Here is a 17,782-nt window from a genome sequence, read left to right on the forward strand (position 1 = left end):
ATTACCATGCTGCACATTATTAAAAGCGAAGTAGGCTATCAACAGGCTAAGGCGTACCTGCAAAAAGGGGATGATGTCCTTTTTGTTGAGAGTGCGTGTTACTTAGTAGTTAGTATTGATACGACGCAAGAGTGGCAGTGCTACTTTCTAGAACAAGATATGGATGCGCGTGGCTTGGCCAAGGATAATGGGCAAGCGTTGCAAGTGACCGATTTTAAAGGCTTTGTTGAGCTGACAGAACGTCACGTCGCCAGCACGACTTGGGATTAACCTTCTTTCTTATGTCTTAGTTCCCGATACTGAGATACGCATATTCCAAAAAAGATCTGTATATTTCTTGACACACCTCTCACTGCTGCATAGAATTTTGCGTCCCTAATTGCCATTGGTGATTGGGGCTAGATTTTTCACAAAGCTTACTTTCAAGTAAATCAGGAGCTAGTTAATGGCAACTATTAACCAGTTGGTACGTAAGCCTCGTGCAAAGCAAGTTGTTAAAAGCAACGTGCCTGCACTAGAAGCGTGCCCACAAAAACGTGGTGTATGTACTCGTGTTTACACTACTACACCTAAAAAACCTAACTCAGCACTTCGTAAAGTATGTCGTGTTCGTCTAACGAACGGCTTCGAAGTAACTTCGTACATCGGCGGTGAAGGTCACAACCTTCAAGAGCACTCAGTTGTTCTAATCCGTGGCGGTCGTGTTAAAGACCTTCCGGGTGTACGTTACCACACTGTTCGCGGCGCACTTGACTGTGCTGGCGTAAATGACCGTAAACAAGGTCGTTCTAAGTACGGTGTGAAGCGTCCTAAGTCTTAATGCCCTTCTTTTTATAAAGAGAAGCGTTAAGTAAGGCCAAACACTAAAATTAAAATTTTAATTTTTGAAGAAACTGTAAAGTTTTGGATAACCTGAAGAATAAGACAACGGAGAAATTCCATGCCACGTCGTCGCGTAATTGGTCAGCGTAAGATCCTTCCAGATCCAAAGTTCAAATCTGAGCTGCTGGCAAAATTTGTAAACATCGTAATGGTTGACGGTAAGAAATCAACTGCTGAAAAAATCGTTTACGGTGCACTAGAAACTATGGCTGAGAAGTCTGGCAAAGACCACTTAGCTGTATTTGAAGAAGCTCTTGAAAATGTTCGCCCAGCGGTAGAGGTTAAATCTCGCCGTGTAGGTGGTTCAACTTACCAAGTACCTGTAGAAGTTCGTCCGGTTCGCCGTAACGCACTTGCTATGCGTTGGTTGGTTGAAGCTGCGCGTAAGCGTGGTGAAAAATCTATGGCTCAACGCCTAGCTGCTGAAATGCTAGACGCGTCTGAGAACAAAGGTACTGCGGTTAAGAAACGTGAAGACGTTCACCGCATGGCTGACGCTAACAAAGCGTTTGCTCATTACCGCTGGTAATACCTTTTCAGTGCTGCGAGGTTCTCTCGCAGCACTTTTCTATACTCTAAGGTTAACCTTAGTAAGAGGATACAATCGTGGCTCGTAAAACTCCTATTGAGCGCTATCGTAATATCGGTATCGTTGCTCACGTAGATGCAGGTAAAACAACCACAAGTGAGCGTATTCTGTTCTACACTGGCCTTTCTCACAAAATCGGCGAAGTTCACGATGGTGCTGCAACCATGGACTGGATGGAGCAGGAGCAAGAGCGTGGTATCACTATCACATCTGCTGCGACTACTACCTTCTGGCGTGGTATGGAAGCACAATTCCAAGATCATCGCGTAAACATCATTGATACCCCTGGACACGTTGACTTTACTATCGAAGTAGAGCGTTCTTTGCGTGTGCTTGATGGTGCAGTGGTTGTATTCTGTGGCTCATCAGGTGTTGAACCTCAGTCTGAAACTGTATGGCGTCAAGCTGATAAATATCACGTTCCACGTATGGTATTTGTGAACAAGATGGACCGTGCAGGCGCAGACTTCCTACGCGTTGTGGACCAAATTAAAAATCGTCTTGGTGCGAACCCAGTTCCAATCCAATTAAATATTGGTGCAGAAGATGAGTTCAAAGGTGTCATCGACCTAATCAAGATGAAAGCAATCAACTGGAACGATGCCGATCAAGGCATGACCTTCACTTACGAAGAGATTCCAGCAGAACTGCAAGATGAAGCGGAAGAGTGGCGCAACAACATGGTTGAAGCCGCTGCAGAAGCAAGCGAAGAGTTAATGGATAAATACCTTGAAGAAGGCGAACTAACGGAAGCTGAAATCAAGGCGGGTCTACGTGCTCGTACACTAAATAACGAAATTGTACTCGCAACATGTGGTAGTGCATTTAAGAACAAAGGTGTACAAGCGGTACTAGACGCGGTTATCGAATACCTTCCTTCTCCAGTAGACGTACCTGCGATCAAAGGTATCGACGATGATGAGAACGAAGTAGAGCGTCATGCTGACGACAACGAACCATTCGCTGCACTTGCATTTAAGATTGCAACTGACCCGTTTGTAGGCACCCTTGCGTTTATGCGCGTTTACTCAGGTGTCGTAAACTCGGGTGATGCCGTTTATAACTCAGTGAAGCAAAAGCGTGAACGCTTTGGCCGTATCGTTCAGATGCACTCGAACAAGCGCGAAGAAGTAAAAGAAGTTCGTGCGGGTGACATTGCAGCAGCGATTGGTCTGAAAGACGTAACGACAGGTGATACCCTGTGTGACCAGAACCACAAAGTGATTCTTGAGCGCATGGAATTCCCTGAGCCAGTTATTCAGATCGCGGTAGAGCCTCGCTCTCAAGCTGACCAAGAGAAAATGGGTATTGCGCTAGGTAAACTAGCCGCAGAAGACCCGTCGTTCCGTGTGGAAACCGATGATGAAACTGGCCAAACGCTAATTTCAGGTATGGGTGAGCTTCACCTAGACATCATCGTTGACCGTATGAAGCGTGAATTCAGTGTTGATTGCAACGTGGGTAAACCTCAAGTTGCGTACCGCGAAACGATTCGCGGCAGCACAGAAGTTGAAGGCAAATTTGTTCGCCAATCAGGTGGTCGTGGTCAATATGGTCACGTATGGCTTAAGCTTGAGCCATCTGAAGCGGGTGAAGGGTTTGTGTTCGTTGACGAGATCGTGGGTGGTGTGGTTCCTAAGGAATACATCAGCTCGGTATCGAAAGGTATCGAAGAGCAGATGAACAACGGTGTTCTTGCTGGCTATCCTGTACTGGATGTCAAAGCAACGCTGTACGATGGCTCTTACCATGATGTCGACTCTAGCGAGATGGCGTTTAAGATCGCCGGCTCGATGGCCTTCAGAAAAGGTGCGCTTGAAGCACAACCTGTTCTGCTTGAGCCAATGATGAAGGTTGAAGTAACGACTCCAGAAGATTGGATGGGTGATGTTGTTGGTGACCTTAACCGTCGCCGCGGCATGATCGAAGGTATGGATGACGGCCACGCTGGTCTTAAGATCATCCGTGCACAAGTACCGCTCTCTGAGATGTTTGGTTACGCAACTGACTTGCGTAGTGCGACCCAAGGTCGTGCGTCATATTCGATGGAATTTAGCGAATACGCTGAGACTCCGAAGAATGTGGCTGATGCGATTATTGCACAGCGCAGCTAATCAGCTATTGTTTAGTAATGAATCTGTTGCGTTGAGTAAAATTGACGCATAAAATAGCAAATTCTGGCGCGCCCCGACAAAATTCGTTCTCGGGGCGAATCATAACTAGGAAGGAACACGATCGTGTCTAAAGAAAAATTTGAACGTACTAAACCGCACGTTAACGTTGGTACTATCGGCCACGTTGACCACGGTAAAACAACTCTAACTGCTGCAATCTGTACTACTCTAGCTAAAGTGTACGGCGGTGAAGCGAAAGACTTCGCATCTATCGATAACGCTCCAGAAGAGCGTGAGCGCGGTATCACAATCGCAACTTCTCACGTTGAGTACGACACTCCAACTCGTCACTACGCACACGTAGACTGTCCAGGACACGCGGATTATGTTAAGAACATGATCACTGGTGCTGCACAGATGGACGGTGGTATCCTAGTTGTTGCTGCAACTGACGGCCCAATGCCTCAGACTCGTGAGCACATCCTACTAGGCCGTCAGGTTGGTATCCCATACATCATCGTATTCATGAACAAATGTGACATGGTTGACGATGAAGAGCTTCTAGAGCTAGTAGAAATGGAAGTTCGTGAACTTCTATCTGAGTACGAATTCCCAGGTGATGACCTACCAGTTATCCAAGGTTCTGCACTAGGCGCTCTAAACGGCGAGAAGCAGTGGGAAGACAAAATCGTTGAGCTTGCTGAAGCACTAGACTCTTACATCCCAGAGCCAGAGCGTGCAGTAGACCAACCATTCCTACTACCAATCGAAGACGTATTCTCGATCCAAGGTCGTGGTACTGTTGTAACTGGTCGTATCGAGCGTGGTATCCTACGCGTAGGTGACGAAGTAGAAATCGTAGGTATCAAAGAGACTACAACTACTACTTGTACTGGTGTTGAGATGTTCCGTAAGCTTCTTGACGAAGGTCGTGCTGGTGAGAACGTTGGTGCACTTCTACGTGGTACTAAGCGTGACGAAGTTGAACGTGGTCAAGTTCTTGCAGCTCCTGGCTCAATCAACCCACACACTAAGTTCGAGTCTGAAGTATACGTACTTTCTAAAGACGAAGGCGGCCGTCATACTCCGTTCTTCAAAGGCTACCGTCCACAGTTCTACTTCCGTACAACTGACGTAACTGGTGACATCTCTCTACCAGAAGGCGTAGAAATGGTAATGCCTGGCGACAACATCCAAATGAAAGTTGAGCTAATCGCTCCAATCGCAATGGATGAAGGCCTACGTTTCGCTATCCGTGAAGGTGGCCGTACTGTAGGTGCTGGTGTTGTTGCTAAGATCTTCGACTAATATTTAGTTGATAATCGCAATAATCGCAATAAACGCGAAAAGAGGAGCTTAGGCTCCTCTTTTTTTATCTGAAAATAAATCTAACGTCTGTTCAGATACTTAGCCGAGCTGCGTAAATTTAGCTAAAATAGCACTGGTAATGCTAACAATTCTCGTTTATATTCTACCCCGTGAATTGTGAAAGGTTGTTTTATGTTTGTTTGTTTATGCCACGGCATCTCTGATAAAAAATTGCGTAAGCTTGCTCTGGAAGAGGGCATTAGTGATATGCGTACTATCAGAAGGTGCACGTCTCTTGGCTCCCAATGTGGTAAATGCGTTAAACAAGCAAAAGAAATCTTAAGTGAAACACAGGCGCTGCAGCTTGCAAAAGTAAGCTAACCCAAAACCTTCGCCAGGTTACTTTGACACCTCCCTAATAGGTTCTACAGTTAATAGTGAGCCAAAGAGGAGGGCTTTGTCATGAAAGGCGATCCAATCATCATTCAACATCTCAATAAAATTCTCGGCAACGAACTCGTTGCTATCAATCAATACTTCCTACACGCAAGAATGTATAAAGACTGGGGCTTAAAGCACCTAGCAGATAAGGAATATCACGAATCTATCGATGAGATGAAACATGCAGACCATCTCATAGAGCGTATCTTGTTTCTCGAAGGGCTTCCTAATCTCCAAGATCTCGGGAAACTGATGATTGGTGAAGACACTAAAGAGATGCTCGAATGTGATTTGAAATTGGAAATGATCGCAATCCCCGACTTAAAGGATGCCATTGCCTACGCTGAAGATACTAGAGACTTTGTGTCTCGTGACTTGTTCCAAGACATCTTAAATGATGAAGAGGAGCACGTTGATTGGCTCGAAACCCAACTTGGACTCATCGAGAAAGTGGGGATAGAGAACTACCTACAAGCTCAGTTTGTCGATGAAGAGTAAGACACTAAAATCTAGGGTCTAGTATCAAGCCACTAGGCCCTAAAACAAAATTCGTTTAATTTTCCCCCACCTATTGCATCCCGTTTTGTGATCTGTATAATACCGCCCACTGACTTAGTTCAGTTGTGAACCAATGAGCAAAGAGGAGTAAGCAAATTGCCTCGGCAAGGTGCTTAGTAACGTAGACTCAGCTTATGTTCGCAGTTAATACAATTGACTCTCTGCCTAGCAGTGAGTGAATCGAAAATTAGCTGACAATGCGCTCAATTAGAGTGCTACGGTTTCACATAAATCAATCGGCATTCTCTCGCCTTCGCGAGTATGAGTGGCGATATTGTTTGTGTAATTTTTAATTATTGGAGCTCTGTCTCATGCAGAACCAACGTATTCGTATCCGCCTAAAGGCTTTCGATTATAAACTAATCGACCAGTCAACTGCGGAAATCGTTGAAACAGCTAAGCGTACCGGCGCACAGGTTCGTGGTCCAATTCCACTACCTACTCGTAAAGAGCGTTTCACTGTTCTTATCTCTCCACACGTCAACAAAGATGCACGTGACCAGTACGAAATCCGTACTCACAAGCGTTTGATCGACATCGTTGAGCCAACAGACAAAACTGTTGACGCTCTAATGCGTCTTGATCTTGCTGCTGGCGTTGATGTTCAAATCAGCCTAGGTTAAGGGAGATTAGAAGAATGATTGGTCTAGTCGGACGTAAAGTGGGTATGACCCGCATTTTTACCGAAGAAGGCGTTTCTATCCCTGTAACAGTTGTTGAGGTTGAAGCGAACCGTGTAACTCAAGTACGTACACTTGAAGCAGACGGTTATGCAGCAATCCAGGTAACTGCAGGCGAGAAGAAAGCTAGCCGTGTTTCTAAGCCAGAAGCTGGCCACTTTGCGAAAGCAGGTGTTGAAGCAGGTCGCGGTCTTTGGGAATTCCGTTTGGAAAACGGCGAAGAGTTCGCAGTTGGCGCTGAGCTAAACGTAGAACTATTCAACGACGTTAAAAAAGTAGACGTTACTGGTACTTCTAAAGGTAAAGGCTTCCAAGGCGCTGTTAAGCGTTGGAACTTCTCTACTCAAGATGCTACTCACGGTAACTCTTTGTCTCACCGTGCTCCGGGTTCAATTGGTCAGTGCCAAACTCCAGGTCGCGTATTTAAAGGCAAAAAAATGGCAGGTCACATGGGTGCTGAGCGTGTAACGACTCAAAACCTAGAGATCGTACGTGTTGACGCTGAGCGCAATCTGCTTCTTATCAAAGGTGCAGTACCAGGCTCAACAGGCGGCAACGTGATCGTTAAACCAGCTATTAAAGCTTAACGTCTAGGAGTAAGTAATGGAATTGATGGTTAAAGGTGCTGATGCACTAACTGTTTCCGAGACTACTTTCGGACGTGACTTCAACGAAGCTCTAGTACACCAAGTAGTTGTTGCTTATGCAGCAGGTGCTCGTCAAGGTACTCGTGCTCAAAAGACTCGTTCTGAAGTATCTGGCGGTGGCGCTAAGCCATGGCGTCAAAAAGGTACTGGCCGTGCACGTGCTGGTACAATTCGTAGCCCAATCTGGCGTACAGGTGGTGTTACTTTTGCTGCGAAACCACAAGATCACAGCCAAAAAGTTAACAAGAAAATGTACCGCGGTGCTATGAAGAGCATTCTTTCTGAGCTAGTTCGTCAAGAGCGTCTAATCGTTGTTGATAACTTCTCTGTAGAAGCTCCAAAAACTAAAGAGCTTGTAGCTAAGCTTAAAGAGCTTGAGCTTACAGATGCGCTAATCGTGACTAGCGAAGTAGATGAGAATCTATTCCTAGCTGCTCGTAACCTATACAAAGTTGACGCACGTGACGTAGCTGGTATTGACCCAGTTTCTCTAATCGCGTTCGACAAAGTTGTTATTACTGCTGCTGCAGTTAAACAAGTTGAGGAGATGCTAGCATGATCACTGAAGAGCGTATCCTAAAAGTTCTACGTGCTCCGCACATCTCTGAAAAAGCAACTATGGCAGCTGAGAAAGCGAACACTATCGTTTTCAAAGTAGCTAAAGATGCAACTAAGAAAGAGATCAAAGCAGCTGTAGAAAAGCTATTTGAAGTTGAAGTTAAGACTGTAAATACTCTTGTTCTTAAGGGTAAGACTAAGCGTCAAGGTCTACGTCAAGGTCGCCGCAGCGACGTTAAGAAGGCGTATGTGACTCTGGCGGAAGGTCAAGATCTTGACTTCGTTGGCGGTGCGGAATAACAGGAGAGTTAAACAATGGCTATTGTTAAATGTAAGCCGACTTCCCCTGGTCGTCGTCACGTAGTTAAAGTTGTTAACGCTGACCTTCACAAAGGTAAGCCTTACGCTCCACTTCTAGAGAAAAACTCTAAGAACGGTGGTCGTAACAACAACGGTCGTATCACAGTACGTCACATTGGTGGTGGTCACAAACATCACTACCGTTTGGTTGACTTCAAACGTACTAAAGATGGCATCCCAGCGAAAGTTGAGCGCCTAGAATACGATCCAAACCGTAGCGCAAACATCGCTCTAGTTCTGTACGCAGACGGTGAGCGTCGCTACATCATTGCACCAAAAGGCATCCAAGCGGGTGACTCTATCCAGTCTGGTGTTGATGCGCCTATCAAAGCAGGTAACACTCTGCCGATGCGCAACATCCCAGTAGGTTCTACAGTACACTGTGTTGAACTTAAGCCTGGTAAAGGTGCACAAATTGCTCGTTCTGCAGGTGCATACGCACAAATCATCGCTCGCGATGGTGCATATGTAACTCTACGCCTACGTTCTGGCGAAATGCGCAAAGTACTATCAGAAGGCCGTGCAACAATCGGTGAAGTTGGTAATGCTGAGCACATGCTACGTGAACTAGGTAAAGCTGGTGCTAGCCGCTGGCGCGGTGTTCGTCCAACCGTTCGCGGTGTGGTAATGAACCCGGTAGACCACCCACACGGTGGTGGTGAAGGTCGTACTTCTGGTGGCCGTCACCCAGTATCTCCTTGGGGTCAGCCAACTAAAGGCTTTAAGACTCGTAAGAACAAGCGCACTGACAAGTACATCGTACGTCGTCGTAACAAGTAATCTATAAAGAGGAATCGCCATGCCACGTTCTCTCAAGAAAGGTCCTTTTATTGACCTACACTTGCTGAAGAAGGTAGAGAAAGCGGTGGAAAGCGGAGACAAAAAGCCTGTTAAGACTTGGTCCCGTCGTTCAATGATCATCCCATCAATGATTGGTTTGACCATCGCTGTCCATAATGGTCGTCAGCACGTACCAGTTTTCGTTACCGAAGAAATGATCGGTCACAAACTGGGTGAATTTGCACCAACTCGCACTTACCGCGGCCACGCTGCGGATAAGAAAGCTAAGAAGAAATAAGGAGTAGATGATGGAAGCTATCGCTAAACATAACTTTGCTCGTATTTCTCCACAGAAAGCTCGCTTAGTTGCAGACCAAATCCGCGGTAAAAGCGTGGATCAAGCTCTTGAACTACTAACTTTCAGCAACAAAAAAGCTGCTGAACTAGTTAAGAAAGTTCTTGAATCAGCAATCGCGAATGCGGAACACAACGAAGGTGCAGATATCGACGATCTTTCAGTCGCAAAAATCTTCGTAGATGAAGGCCCTATCATGAAGCGTATTATGCCTCGTGCTAAAGGCCGTGCCGACCGTATCTTGAAGCGTTCTTGCCACATCACTGTTGTTGTTGCAGACGCTTAAGACTAGGAGATAAGCAATGGGTCAGAAAGTACATCCTAATGGTATTCGTCTTGGCATCGTTAAGCCTTGGAATGCTACATGGTTTGCTAACACCAAAGATTTCGCTGACAACCTAGACGGCGACTTCAAGGTACGTCAGTTCCTTACTAAGGAACTAGCAAAAGCGTCTCTTTCACGTATCGTTATCGAGCGTCCAGCTAAGAGCATCCGTGTGACTATTCACACTGCTCGTCCTGGCGTTGTTATCGGTAAGAAAGGTGAAGACGTTGAGAAGCTACGCGCAGCTGTAGCTAAAATCGCAGGTGTACCAGCGCAAATTAACATCGCTGAAGTACGTAAGCCTGAGCTAGACGGCCAACTTGTGGCTGATAGCATCGCGTCTCAACTTGAGCGTCGTGTTATGTTCCGTCGTGCTATGAAGCGTGCGGTACAAAATGCAATGCGTCTTGGCGCTAAAGGTATCAAAGTGGAAGTAAGTGGTCGTCTAGGCGGCGCTGAAATCGCACGTTCTGAGTGGTACCGTGAAGGCCGTGTGCCTCTACACACTCTACGTGCTGACATTGATTACGCAACTTCTTCGGCTCACACTCAATACGGTGTGATCGGCATTAAAGTTTGGATCTTCAAAGGTGAGATTCTAGGCGGTATGCCAGCAGCTAACGCTGTAGAGCCAAAAGGCGATAAGCCTAAGAAGCAGCGCAAAGGCCGTAAGTAAGGAGTCGACAGATGCTACAACCTAAACGTACTAAGTTCCGTAAGGTTCAGACTGGTCGCAACCGTGGTCTAGCTAAAGGTACAGACGTAAGCTTCGGCACATTCGGTCTTAAGGCTGTTGGTCGTGGTCGTCTTACTGCTCGTCAGATCGAAGCGGCTCGTCGTGCAATGACGCGTCACGTTAAGCGTCAAGGTAAAATCTGGATTCGTGTATTCCCAGACAAGCCTATCACAGAAAAACCACTAGAAGTTCGTCAAGGTAAGGGTAAAGGTAACGTTGAGTACTGGGTAGCCCAAATCCAACCTGGTAAGGTTATGTACGAAATGGACGGTGTACCTGAAGAGTTGGCACGTGAAGCGTTCCGCCTAGCGGCTCGCAAACTGCCGTTCAAAACTACATTTGTAACTAAGCAGGTGATGTGATGAAAGCACAAGATCTACGCGAAAAAAACGTTGAAGAGCTTAACGCTGAGCTTTTGAATTTGCTACGTGAACAGTTCAACTTGCGCATGCAAGCTGCTACTGGTCAGCTTCAGCAAACTCATACTCTAAAAGCTGTACGCCGTGATATCGCACGTGTGAAAACTGTTTTGACTGAGAAGGCAGGCGCATAATGAGCGAACAAATCCGTACTCAACTAGGTCGTGTAATTAGCAACAAAGGCGACAAGTCTATTGTTGTTGCAATCGAACGCATGGTTAAACACCCAATTTACGGTAAATTCGTAAAGCGTACGACTAAACTACACGCACATGACGAAAACAACGAGTGTGGCATTGGCGACACTGTTGAAGTTCGTGAGTGCCGTCCACTGTCTAAGACTAAGTCTTGGACTTTGGTAAGCATCGTAGAAAAAGCGAAAATTTAATCGTTTTTCTATAGCGAAATCAAGCGGCTCCAAATTATTTTTGGGGCCGCTTATTTTTTGTCTACCCAATCACAAAAAAGGGTGGTACAATTCGCGTCCCTTTAAAGAGGCAGCCCGACCCGAGAGGGTCTAGTTTTTAATATTTAGCGGAGCACTAACAATGATCCAAATGCAAAGTACACTTGACGCAGCAGATAACTCTGGCGCGCGCAAGGTAATGTGTATTAAGGTTCTGGGTGGCTCACACCGTCGTTACGCACACATCGGCGACATCATCAAAGTTACTGTGAAAGAAGCAATTCCTCGCGGTAAAGTTAAAAAAGGTGATGTTCTGAAGGCGGTAGTAGTTCGCACCCGTAAAGGCGTACGTCGTCCAGACGGTTCTGTCATTCGCTTCGACCGTAATGCTTGTGTATTGTTGAACGACACTACTGAGCAACCAGTCGGCACACGTATCTTTGGTCCAGTGACTCGTGAACTTCGTAACGCGAAATTCATGAAAATTGTTTCACTAGCACCTGAAGTACTGTAAGGAGCTATAAAATGGCAGCTAAAATCCGTCGTAATGACGAAGTAATCGTTCTTGCTGGTAAAGATAAAGGCAAGAAAGGTAAAGTAACTAAGGTTCTAGCAACTGGTAAAGTTATCGTTGAAGGTATCAACCTTGTTAAGAAGCACCAAAAGCCACAACCGGCTCTAGGTCAACAAGGTGGCATCGTTGAGCAAGAAGCAGCAATTGACGCTTCTAACGTTGCAATCTTTAACGCGGCTACTGGTAAAGCTGACCGCATCGGTTTCCGTATCGAAGATGGCAAGAAAGTTCGTTTCTTCAAGTCTAACGGCGAAACTGTTTCTAACTAATAGAAAGTAATTTGGAGTTCTACTATGGCGAAACTGCATGATTACTACAAGTCGTCTGTAGTTGCTGAATTGACCAAACAATTCAACTACTCAAGCGTCATGCAAGTCCCTAGGATTGAGAAAATCACCCTAAACATGGGCGTTGGTGAAGCAATCAACGATAAGAAACTGCTAGAAAACGCAGCAGCTGATATGGCAACGATCTCTGGTCAAAAGCCTCTTATCACTAAAGCGCGTAAATCTGTTGCAGGTTTCAAAATTCGTGAAGGCTACCCAATTGGTTGTAAAGTAACCTTGCGTGGCGAACGTATGTGGGAATTTTTAGAGCGTTTAATCTCTATCGCACTTCCACGTGTACGTGACTTCCGTGGCGTTAGCGCTAAGTCTTTTGACGGACGCGGTAACTACAGCATGGGCGTTCGCGAGCAAATCATCTTCCCGGAAATCGACTACGATAAAGTAGACCGTGTTCGTGGCCTAGACATCACTATTACGACGTCTGCTGCAAACGATGAGGAAGGCCGAGCTCTGCTGGCTGCCTTTAACTTCCCATTCCGTAAGTAAGGTGAAGGGTTACTGTTATGGCTAAACAATCAATGAAAGCGCGCGAAGCAAAACGCGCGAAGCTAGTAGCTAAGTTTGCTGAAAAGCGCTCAGCTCTAAAAGCTATCATCAGCGATGTAAACGCATCAGAAGAAGATCGTTGGAACGCAGTTCTTAAACTGCAAGCTCTTCCACGTGATTCAAGTGCATCACGTCAGCGCAACCGTTGCAACCAAACTGGTCGTCCACACGGTTACCTACGTAAGTTCGGTCTAAGCCGTATCAAAGTTCGCGAAGCTTGCATGAAAGGCGAGATTCCTGGACTTCGTAAGGCTAGCTGGTAATTGCCACTTAATCATTTGGAGTAAATCTTATGAGCATGCAAGATCCGATTTCGGATATGCTGACCCGCATTCGTAACGGTCAGTCAGCAAACAAAGTTGCTGTTAAAATGCCTTCTTCAAAGCTTAAAGTTGCAATTGCTGCACTACTAAAAGCTGAAGGCTACATCGTTGACTTCGCTGTTGAAGGCGAAGCAAAACCTGAGCTAGAAGTTACTCTTAAGTACTTCCAAGCGAAACCTGTAATTGAGCAAATCAAACGTGTTTCACGTCCTGGTCTGCGTGTCTACAAAAACAAAGACTCGCTACCAACTGTGATGGGCGGTTTGGGTATTGCTGTTGTTTCTACTTCCAAGGGTCTGATGTCAGACCGCGCTGCGCGTAAAGCGGGTCTTGGCGGTGAAATCATCTGTTACGTAGCTTAATAGGAGTAGATTATGTCTCGTGTTGCTAAGGCACCTGTCGCTATTCCAGCTGGCGTAGAGGTGAAACTTAACGGTCAAGAAGTGACTGTTAAAGGCGCTAAAGGCGAACTAACTCGCGTTCTAAACAACGCTGTAGTTATTGCGCAAGAAGAGAACAACCTTACTTTCGGTCCTCGCGACGGTGTTGCTAACGCATGGGCACAGGCAGGTACTGCACGTGCACTAGTTAACAACATGGTTGTTGGTGTTACTGAAGGCTTTACTAAGAAGCTAACTCTTAAAGGTGTTGGTTACCGTGCTGCTATCAAAGGCAACGCTGTAGGTCTAACACTAGGCTTCTCTCACCCAGTTGAGCACGAGTTGCCAGCGGGTATTAAAGCTGAATGTCCTAGCCAAACTGAGATCATCATTACTGGTTGTGATAAGCAACTAGTTGGTCAAGTTGCAGCTGACATTCGTTCTTACCGTGAGCCTGAGCCTTACAAAGGTAAAGGTGTTCGTTACGCAGATGAAAATGTGCGTACTAAAGAAGCTAAGAAGAAGTAAGGTAACACTATGGATAAGAAAGCATCTCGCATCCGTCGTGCTACACGTGCACGTCGTAAGATTGCAGAACTGGGTGCAACTCGCCTAGTAGTACACCGTACTCCTCGTCACGTTTACGCTCAAGTAATCGCAGCGAACGGCTCTGAAGTAATCGCAGCCGCTTCTACGGTAGAAAAAGCAATTCGTGAAGAAGTTAAGAGTACTGGTAACATCGATGCAGCTAAAGCAGTAGGTAAAGCTGTTGCTGAGCGCGCGCTTGAAAAAGGCGTATCTGCTGTTGCATTCGATCGTTCTGGTTTCCAATACCACGGTCGAGTAGCGGCGCTAGCAGAATCTGCTCGCGAAGCTGGTCTGAAATTCTAAGGTAGGGTTGGAAGATGGCTAAAGAACAACAACAAGCTAGTGATTTGCAAGAAAAGCTAATCGCCGTTAACCGTGTTTCTAAGACGGTTAAAGGTGGTCGAATCATGAGCTTCACTGCACTAACAGTAGTTGGTGACGGTAACGGTCGTGTAGGTTTCGGTTACGGCAAAGCTCGTGAAGTACCTGCTGCGATTCAAAAAGCAATGGAAAAAGCACGTCGTAACATGACTACGATCGCGCTTAACGAAGGCACTCTTCACCACCCGGTGAAAGGTCGCCACTCTGGCTCTAAAGTTTACATGCAGCCAGCAGCAGAAGGTACGGGTGTTATCGCAGGTGGTGCGATGCGTGCAGTACTAGAAGTTGCAGGTGTACACAACGTACTATCTAAAGCATACGGTTCTACGAACCCTATCAACATCGTTCGTGCAACGATCGACGCTCTAGGTAGCATGAAGTCACCAGAAATGGTTGCTGCTAAACGTGGTCTAACTGTTGAATCTATTTCGGAGTAAGAACACCATGGCAACTATCAAAGTAACTCAAACTAAGAGCTCAATTGGTCGCCTACCTAAGCACAAAGCGTGTCTTAAAGGTCTTGGCCTTCGTAAAATCAACCACACAGTAGAACTTGAAGATACTCCGTGCGTTCGCGGTATGATCAACAAGGTTTACTACATGGTTAAAGTTGAGGAGTAATCAGAATGCGTTTGAATACTCTATCACCGGCTGCGGGTTCTAAGCCTTCTAAGAAGCGCGTAGGTCGTGGTATCGGTTCTGGCCTAGGTAAAACTGGTGGCCGTGGTCACAAAGGTCAAAAATCACGTTCTGGCGGCAGTGTTCGTCCAGGTTTTGAAGGCGGTCAAATGCCTTTGAAACAGCGTCTACCTAAGTTCGGTTTCACTTCTCGTAAGAGCCTAGTGTCTGCTGAAGTTCGTCTAGCTGAGCTAGCGAAAGTAACTGGTGACGTTGTTGACCTAAACAGCCTTAAAGCAGCTAACGTTATCACTAAGAACATCGAATTTGTTAAAGTTGTTCTTTCAGGTGAAATCAACAAAGCTGTGACTGTTAAAGGTCTACGCGTGACTAAAGGCGCTAAAGCTGCAATCGAAGCTGCAGGCGGTAAAATCGAGGAATAATCTCGAGGGATGAGGTACAGATGGCTAAGAAACCAGGACAAGATTTTAGTAGTGCAAAGAATGGCTTAAACGAACTTAAGTCTAGACTTTTATTCGTGATAGGCGCACTTTTAGTGTTCCGTGCCGGCTCTTTTGTGCCGATCCCTGGTATTGACGCAGCTGTACTTGCCGATTTGTTCGAACAGCAAAAAGGTACCATCGTAGAAATGTTTAACATGTTCTCCGGTGGTGCATTAGAGCGTGCATCTATTTTAGCACTGGGCATCATGCCGTATATTTCGGCGTCGATTGTTGTCCAGTTGCTAACGGTAGTTCATCCAGCGTTAGCCGAGCTCAAGAAAGAGGGTGAGGCAGGGCGTCGTAAGATTAGCCAATATACGCGTTATGGTACGCTTGTACTTGCAACATTCCAGGCAATAGGTATCGCAACTGGCCTTCCAAACATGGTCAATAATCTGGTCGTTATCGACCAAACCATGTTTACGCTAATTGCAACCGTAAGTTTAGTAACTGGTACCATGTTCCTAATGTGGTTAGGTGAACAAATTACAGAGCGTGGAATTGGTAATGGTATTTCCATTCTAATTTTTGCAGGTATTGTTGCTGGATTGCCTTCGGCAATCGGTCAAACAATCGAGCAAGCGCGTCAAGGTGAACTGCACGTACTTCTTCTGTTGTTGATTGCTGTACTTGCTTTCGCTGTGATTTACTTTGTGGTGTTTATGGAACGTGGTCAACGTCGTATCGTCGTTAACTACGCTAAGCGCCAACAAGGCCGTAAGGTTTTCGCAGCACAAAGCACACACCTACCGTTGAAAATCAACATGGCAGGTGTTATTCCAGCAATCTTTGCTTCAAGCATTATCCTGTTCCCAGGAACACTGGCTCAGTGGTTTGGTCAGAATGGTGAGAGCAGCGCGTTCGGTTGGTTAACTGACGTGTCATTGGCTCTTAGCCCAGGTCAACCGTTGTATGTAATGCTTTATGCAGCAGCGATTATTTTCTTCTGTTTCTTCTACACGGCTCTTGTTTTCAATCCGCGTGAAACAGCAGATAACTTGAAGAAGTCAGGTGCATTCGTACCCGGCATCCGCCCAGGTGAGCAGACAGCGAAATACATCGATAAAGTAATGACTAGACTAACCCTAGCGGGTGCTCTATATATTACCTTTATCTGTCTGATTCCCGAGTTCATGATGGTCGCGTGGAACGTACGTTTCTACTTCGGCGGTACTTCACTACTTATCGTAGTGGTAGTAATTATGGACTTTATGGCACAGGTACAGACTCATCTGATGTCACAACAGTATGATTCTGTGTTGAAGAAAGCAAATCTGAAAGGTTACGGCCGTTAATTCGGCGGTAGTCTCAGATTTCATCTACGGAGTTTAGCAATGAAAGTTCGTGCTTCCGTTAAAAAAATCTGCCGTAACTGTAAAGTTATCAAGCGCAACGGTGTTGTGCGTGTTATCTGTAGCAGTGAGCCAAAGCACAAGCAGCGCCAAGGCTAATTAAGCAGAAATTTTTACTTGAAATATAAGGTATGGTCGAGTATATTCCTCGGCCTACCTTTTGCGTGCAAAAGAAGTAGCACTCCGCAGCGTATCCATAACGGGCTTTGCTGCGGCTATTCTTTTAAAGAAACACTAGGAGTGAATAATGGCCCGTATAGCAGGCATTAACATTCCTGATCAAAAACACGCTGTAATCGCACTAACTGCGATCTACGGCATCGGTAAAACTCGCTCTCAAGCTATCCTAGCTGAAGTGGGTATTGCTGAAGATGTTAAGATCAGTGAACTAACTGAAGAGCAGATCGATCAACTGCGTGATGGTGTAGCTAAGTACACTGTAGAAGGTGATCTACGTCGTGAAGTATCAATGAACATCAAGCGTCTTATGGACCTTGGCTGTTACCGTGGTCTTCGTCATCGTCGCAGTCTACCACTACGTGGACAGCGTACTAAAACCAACGCTCGCACCCGTAAGGGTCCGCGTAAGCCGATCAAGAAATAATCGGGAAGGTAGAGTACAATGGCTAAACAACCAACTCGCGCTCGTAAGCGCGTACGCAAGCAAGTTGCAGATGGCGTTGCGCACATCCATGCTTCTTTCAATAACACAATCGTAACCATTACTGACCGTCAAGGTAACGCTCTTGCATGGGCTACTGCAGGTGGTTCAGGTTTCCGTGGTTCTCGTAAGTCTACTCCGTTCGCTGCACAGGTTGCTGCTGAGCGTTGTGCTGAAATGGCTAAAGAATACGGTCTAAAGAACTTGGAAGTTATGGTTAAGGGTCCAGGTCCAGGTCGCGAATCTACTGTTCGTGCACTGAACGCTGCTGGTTTCCGCATCACGAACATCGTTGACGCGACACCAATCCCTCATAACGGTTGTCGTCCACCTAAGAAACGTCGCGTATAA

The 17,782-nt window shown here is 46.1% G+C and carries 32 protein-coding genes; all 32 read left to right on the plus strand.

The genetic code is table 11. The features are described 5' to 3' along the window. Nucleotides 1–6 precede the first annotated feature (6 nt). The 32 genes from J4N45_RS01465 (at nt 7) to rpsK (ending at nt 17,782) form a co-directional block, all read left to right on the plus strand. Nucleotides 7–270: a DsrH/TusB family sulfur metabolism protein gene (locus tag J4N45_RS01465; protein WP_042478939.1), complete on the plus strand. Its 264-nt coding sequence runs from the start codon at nt 7–9 to the stop codon at nt 268–270. 175 nt (nt 271–445) lie between these two features. Beyond that, complete coding sequence (gene rpsL / locus J4N45_RS01470) at nt 446–820, plus strand: 30S ribosomal protein S12 (RefSeq protein WP_004399892.1); 375 nt, start codon at nt 446–448, stop codon at nt 818–820. 120 nt (nt 821–940) lie between these two features. Then, nucleotides 941–1,411 (plus strand): 30S ribosomal protein S7, encoded by a 471-nt coding sequence (gene rpsG / locus J4N45_RS01475; protein ID WP_042478937.1) that lies wholly within the window; start codon nt 941–943, stop codon nt 1,409–1,411. A gap of 77 nt (nt 1,412–1,488) precedes the next feature. Further along, nucleotides 1,489–3,585, plus strand: coding sequence for an elongation factor G (gene fusA / locus J4N45_RS01480; protein ID WP_252013183.1), 2,097 nt, complete (start codon nt 1,489–1,491; stop codon nt 3,583–3,585). Between the two features lie 123 nt (nt 3,586–3,708). After that, nucleotides 3,709–4,893, plus strand: coding sequence for an elongation factor Tu (gene tuf / locus J4N45_RS01485; RefSeq protein ID WP_252012881.1), 1,185 nt, complete (start codon nt 3,709–3,711; stop codon nt 4,891–4,893). A gap of 192 nt (nt 4,894–5,085) precedes the next feature. Next, on the plus strand, nt 5,086–5,274 hold the full coding sequence (locus tag J4N45_RS01490) for a (2Fe-2S)-binding protein (protein ID WP_252013184.1): 189 nt from the start codon (nt 5,086–5,088) through the stop codon (nt 5,272–5,274). Between the two features lie 81 nt (nt 5,275–5,355). Beyond that, entirely contained in the window at nt 5,356–5,832 is a 477-nt protein-coding gene (gene bfr, locus J4N45_RS01495) for a bacterioferritin (protein WP_042478657.1), read from the plus strand. Nucleotides 5,833–6,203: 371 nt separating this feature from the next. After that, a complete protein-coding gene (gene rpsJ / locus J4N45_RS01500; RefSeq protein ID WP_031495630.1) occupies nt 6,204–6,515 on the plus strand; it encodes a 30S ribosomal protein S10 in 312 nt (103 codons plus the stop codon). Nucleotides 6,516–6,529: 14 nt separating this feature from the next. Then, the gene (gene rplC, locus J4N45_RS01505; RefSeq protein WP_042478661.1) at nt 6,530–7,159 is read left to right on the plus strand and encodes a 50S ribosomal protein L3; all 630 of its coding nucleotides are present in this window, start codon (nt 6,530–6,532) and stop codon (nt 7,157–7,159) included. A gap of 16 nt (nt 7,160–7,175) precedes the next feature. Then, entirely contained in the window at nt 7,176–7,778 is a 603-nt protein-coding gene (gene rplD / locus J4N45_RS01510) for a 50S ribosomal protein L4 (RefSeq protein ID WP_042478663.1), read from the plus strand. After that, on the plus strand, nt 7,775–8,077 hold the full coding sequence (rplW, locus tag J4N45_RS01515; RefSeq protein WP_042478664.1) for a 50S ribosomal protein L23: 303 nt from the start codon (nt 7,775–7,777) through the stop codon (nt 8,075–8,077). Before rplD ends, rplW begins: the two co-directional genes overlap by 4 nt. A gap of 15 nt (nt 8,078–8,092) precedes the next feature. Next, nucleotides 8,093–8,917: a 50S ribosomal protein L2 gene (gene rplB / locus J4N45_RS01520; protein ID WP_042478666.1), complete on the plus strand. Its 825-nt coding sequence runs from the start codon at nt 8,093–8,095 to the stop codon at nt 8,915–8,917. A gap of 19 nt (nt 8,918–8,936) precedes the next feature. Next, nucleotides 8,937–9,215, plus strand: coding sequence for a 30S ribosomal protein S19 (gene rpsS, locus J4N45_RS01525; RefSeq protein WP_031495622.1), 279 nt, complete (start codon nt 8,937–8,939; stop codon nt 9,213–9,215). A gap of 10 nt (nt 9,216–9,225) precedes the next feature. Next, entirely contained in the window at nt 9,226–9,558 is a 333-nt protein-coding gene (rplV, locus tag J4N45_RS01530; protein ID WP_042478670.1) for a 50S ribosomal protein L22, read from the plus strand. 16 nt (nt 9,559–9,574) lie between these two features. Beyond that, nucleotides 9,575–10,273 carry a 30S ribosomal protein S3 gene (gene rpsC / locus J4N45_RS01535; protein WP_112481252.1) on the plus strand — a complete coding sequence of 233 codons (699 nt, stop codon included), beginning with the start codon at nt 9,575–9,577 and terminating at the stop codon, nt 10,271–10,273. Between the two features lie 11 nt (nt 10,274–10,284). Continuing rightward, the gene (gene rplP, locus J4N45_RS01540; protein ID WP_006075723.1) at nt 10,285–10,695 is read left to right on the plus strand and encodes a 50S ribosomal protein L16; all 411 of its coding nucleotides are present in this window, start codon (nt 10,285–10,287) and stop codon (nt 10,693–10,695) included. Next, nucleotides 10,695–10,886 carry a 50S ribosomal protein L29 gene (gene rpmC, locus J4N45_RS01545; protein WP_004736737.1) on the plus strand — a complete coding sequence of 64 codons (192 nt, stop codon included), beginning with the start codon at nt 10,695–10,697 and terminating at the stop codon, nt 10,884–10,886. Before rplP ends, rpmC begins: the two co-directional genes overlap by 1 nt. Continuing rightward, nucleotides 10,886–11,140 (plus strand): 30S ribosomal protein S17, encoded by a 255-nt coding sequence (rpsQ, locus tag J4N45_RS01550; RefSeq protein ID WP_042478674.1) that lies wholly within the window; start codon nt 10,886–10,888, stop codon nt 11,138–11,140. Before rpmC ends, rpsQ begins: the two co-directional genes overlap by 1 nt. Nucleotides 11,141–11,300: 160 nt before the next feature. Further along, nucleotides 11,301–11,672: a 50S ribosomal protein L14 gene (gene rplN, locus J4N45_RS01555; protein ID WP_006075569.1), complete on the plus strand. Its 372-nt coding sequence runs from the start codon at nt 11,301–11,303 to the stop codon at nt 11,670–11,672. An 11-nt stretch (nt 11,673–11,683) separates the two neighbouring features. Next, on the plus strand, nt 11,684–12,001 hold the full coding sequence (gene rplX, locus J4N45_RS01560) for a 50S ribosomal protein L24 (RefSeq protein WP_042478676.1): 318 nt from the start codon (nt 11,684–11,686) through the stop codon (nt 11,999–12,001). Between the two features lie 24 nt (nt 12,002–12,025). After that, a complete protein-coding gene (gene rplE, locus J4N45_RS01565; RefSeq protein WP_006075572.1) occupies nt 12,026–12,565 on the plus strand; it encodes a 50S ribosomal protein L5 in 540 nt (179 codons plus the stop codon). A gap of 17 nt (nt 12,566–12,582) precedes the next feature. Continuing rightward, a complete protein-coding gene (rpsN, locus tag J4N45_RS01570; protein ID WP_252013185.1) occupies nt 12,583–12,888 on the plus strand; it encodes a 30S ribosomal protein S14 in 306 nt (101 codons plus the stop codon). Nucleotides 12,889–12,917: 29 nt separating this feature from the next. Beyond that, nucleotides 12,918–13,310 carry a 30S ribosomal protein S8 gene (gene rpsH, locus J4N45_RS01575; RefSeq protein WP_252013187.1) on the plus strand — a complete coding sequence of 131 codons (393 nt, stop codon included), beginning with the start codon at nt 12,918–12,920 and terminating at the stop codon, nt 13,308–13,310. Between the two features lie 12 nt (nt 13,311–13,322). Next, nucleotides 13,323–13,856: a 50S ribosomal protein L6 gene (rplF, locus tag J4N45_RS01580; protein WP_042478679.1), complete on the plus strand. Its 534-nt coding sequence runs from the start codon at nt 13,323–13,325 to the stop codon at nt 13,854–13,856. Between the two features lie 9 nt (nt 13,857–13,865). Next, entirely contained in the window at nt 13,866–14,219 is a 354-nt protein-coding gene (gene rplR / locus J4N45_RS01585) for a 50S ribosomal protein L18 (protein WP_038228845.1), read from the plus strand. Between the two features lie 14 nt (nt 14,220–14,233). Then, the gene (gene rpsE, locus J4N45_RS01590) at nt 14,234–14,734 is read left to right on the plus strand and encodes a 30S ribosomal protein S5 (protein ID WP_042478682.1); all 501 of its coding nucleotides are present in this window, start codon (nt 14,234–14,236) and stop codon (nt 14,732–14,734) included. Between the two features lie 7 nt (nt 14,735–14,741). Next, nucleotides 14,742–14,918: a 50S ribosomal protein L30 gene (rpmD, locus tag J4N45_RS01595; RefSeq protein ID WP_004410429.1), complete on the plus strand. Its 177-nt coding sequence runs from the start codon at nt 14,742–14,744 to the stop codon at nt 14,916–14,918. A 5-nt stretch (nt 14,919–14,923) separates the two neighbouring features. Further along, on the plus strand, nt 14,924–15,358 hold the full coding sequence (gene rplO / locus J4N45_RS01600; protein ID WP_021712509.1) for a 50S ribosomal protein L15: 435 nt from the start codon (nt 14,924–14,926) through the stop codon (nt 15,356–15,358). Between the two features lie 20 nt (nt 15,359–15,378). After that, the gene (secY, locus tag J4N45_RS01605; protein WP_234494643.1) at nt 15,379–16,713 is read left to right on the plus strand and encodes a preprotein translocase subunit SecY; all 1,335 of its coding nucleotides are present in this window, start codon (nt 15,379–15,381) and stop codon (nt 16,711–16,713) included. A gap of 39 nt (nt 16,714–16,752) precedes the next feature. Further along, a complete protein-coding gene (rpmJ, locus tag J4N45_RS01610; protein WP_042478686.1) occupies nt 16,753–16,869 on the plus strand; it encodes a 50S ribosomal protein L36 in 117 nt (38 codons plus the stop codon). Between the two features lie 148 nt (nt 16,870–17,017). Further along, a complete protein-coding gene (gene rpsM, locus J4N45_RS01615) occupies nt 17,018–17,374 on the plus strand; it encodes a 30S ribosomal protein S13 (RefSeq protein WP_005450559.1) in 357 nt (118 codons plus the stop codon). Nucleotides 17,375–17,392: 18 nt separating this feature from the next. Beyond that, complete coding sequence (rpsK, locus tag J4N45_RS01620) at nt 17,393–17,782, plus strand: 30S ribosomal protein S11 (RefSeq protein ID WP_001118870.1); 390 nt, start codon at nt 17,393–17,395, stop codon at nt 17,780–17,782.

Source organism: Vibrio sp. SCSIO 43140, from assembly GCF_023716585.1.
GTDB lineage: Bacteria > Pseudomonadota > Gammaproteobacteria > Enterobacterales > Vibrionaceae > Vibrio > Vibrio maritimus_B.

What these genes read in the sequence shown, in the direction of transcription:
- J4N45_RS01465 (WP_042478939.1), top strand. Translation starts at nt 7, where the DNA reads ATGCTGCACATTATTAAAAGCGAAGTAGGCTATCAACAGGCTAAGGCG.
- rpsL (WP_004399892.1), top strand. Translation starts at nt 446, where the DNA reads ATGGCAACTATTAACCAGTTGGTACGTAAGCCTCGTGCAAAGCAAGTT.
- rpsG (WP_042478937.1), top strand. Translation starts at nt 941, where the DNA reads ATGCCACGTCGTCGCGTAATTGGTCAGCGTAAGATCCTTCCAGATCCA.
- J4N45_RS01490 (WP_252013184.1), top strand. Translation starts at nt 5,086, where the DNA reads ATGTTTGTTTGTTTATGCCACGGCATCTCTGATAAAAAATTGCGTAAG.
- bfr (WP_042478657.1), top strand. Translation starts at nt 5,356, where the DNA reads ATGAAAGGCGATCCAATCATCATTCAACATCTCAATAAAATTCTCGGC.
- rpsJ (WP_031495630.1), top strand. Translation starts at nt 6,204, where the DNA reads ATGCAGAACCAACGTATTCGTATCCGCCTAAAGGCTTTCGATTATAAA.
- rplC (WP_042478661.1), top strand. Translation starts at nt 6,530, where the DNA reads ATGATTGGTCTAGTCGGACGTAAAGTGGGTATGACCCGCATTTTTACC.
- rplD (WP_042478663.1), top strand. Translation starts at nt 7,176, where the DNA reads ATGGAATTGATGGTTAAAGGTGCTGATGCACTAACTGTTTCCGAGACT.
- rplW (WP_042478664.1), top strand. Translation starts at nt 7,775, where the DNA reads ATGATCACTGAAGAGCGTATCCTAAAAGTTCTACGTGCTCCGCACATC.
- rplB (WP_042478666.1), top strand. Translation starts at nt 8,093, where the DNA reads ATGGCTATTGTTAAATGTAAGCCGACTTCCCCTGGTCGTCGTCACGTA.
- rpsS (WP_031495622.1), top strand. Translation starts at nt 8,937, where the DNA reads ATGCCACGTTCTCTCAAGAAAGGTCCTTTTATTGACCTACACTTGCTG.
- rplV (WP_042478670.1), top strand. Translation starts at nt 9,226, where the DNA reads ATGGAAGCTATCGCTAAACATAACTTTGCTCGTATTTCTCCACAGAAA.
- rpsC (WP_112481252.1), top strand. Translation starts at nt 9,575, where the DNA reads ATGGGTCAGAAAGTACATCCTAATGGTATTCGTCTTGGCATCGTTAAG.
- rplP (WP_006075723.1), top strand. Translation starts at nt 10,285, where the DNA reads ATGCTACAACCTAAACGTACTAAGTTCCGTAAGGTTCAGACTGGTCGC.
- rpmC (WP_004736737.1), top strand. Translation starts at nt 10,695, where the DNA reads ATGAAAGCACAAGATCTACGCGAAAAAAACGTTGAAGAGCTTAACGCT.
- rpsQ (WP_042478674.1), top strand. Translation starts at nt 10,886, where the DNA reads ATGAGCGAACAAATCCGTACTCAACTAGGTCGTGTAATTAGCAACAAA.
- rplN (WP_006075569.1), top strand. Translation starts at nt 11,301, where the DNA reads ATGATCCAAATGCAAAGTACACTTGACGCAGCAGATAACTCTGGCGCG.
- rplX (WP_042478676.1), top strand. Translation starts at nt 11,684, where the DNA reads ATGGCAGCTAAAATCCGTCGTAATGACGAAGTAATCGTTCTTGCTGGT.
- rplE (WP_006075572.1), top strand. Translation starts at nt 12,026, where the DNA reads ATGGCGAAACTGCATGATTACTACAAGTCGTCTGTAGTTGCTGAATTG.
- rpsN (WP_252013185.1), top strand. Translation starts at nt 12,583, where the DNA reads ATGGCTAAACAATCAATGAAAGCGCGCGAAGCAAAACGCGCGAAGCTA.
- rpsH (WP_252013187.1), top strand. Translation starts at nt 12,918, where the DNA reads ATGAGCATGCAAGATCCGATTTCGGATATGCTGACCCGCATTCGTAAC.
- rplF (WP_042478679.1), top strand. Translation starts at nt 13,323, where the DNA reads ATGTCTCGTGTTGCTAAGGCACCTGTCGCTATTCCAGCTGGCGTAGAG.
- rplR (WP_038228845.1), top strand. Translation starts at nt 13,866, where the DNA reads ATGGATAAGAAAGCATCTCGCATCCGTCGTGCTACACGTGCACGTCGT.
- rpsE (WP_042478682.1), top strand. Translation starts at nt 14,234, where the DNA reads ATGGCTAAAGAACAACAACAAGCTAGTGATTTGCAAGAAAAGCTAATC.
- rpmD (WP_004410429.1), top strand. Translation starts at nt 14,742, where the DNA reads ATGGCAACTATCAAAGTAACTCAAACTAAGAGCTCAATTGGTCGCCTA.
- rplO (WP_021712509.1), top strand. Translation starts at nt 14,924, where the DNA reads ATGCGTTTGAATACTCTATCACCGGCTGCGGGTTCTAAGCCTTCTAAG.
- secY (WP_234494643.1), top strand. Translation starts at nt 15,379, where the DNA reads ATGGCTAAGAAACCAGGACAAGATTTTAGTAGTGCAAAGAATGGCTTA.
- rpmJ (WP_042478686.1), top strand. Translation starts at nt 16,753, where the DNA reads ATGAAAGTTCGTGCTTCCGTTAAAAAAATCTGCCGTAACTGTAAAGTT.
- rpsM (WP_005450559.1), top strand. Translation starts at nt 17,018, where the DNA reads ATGGCCCGTATAGCAGGCATTAACATTCCTGATCAAAAACACGCTGTA.
- rpsK (WP_001118870.1), top strand. Translation starts at nt 17,393, where the DNA reads ATGGCTAAACAACCAACTCGCGCTCGTAAGCGCGTACGCAAGCAAGTT.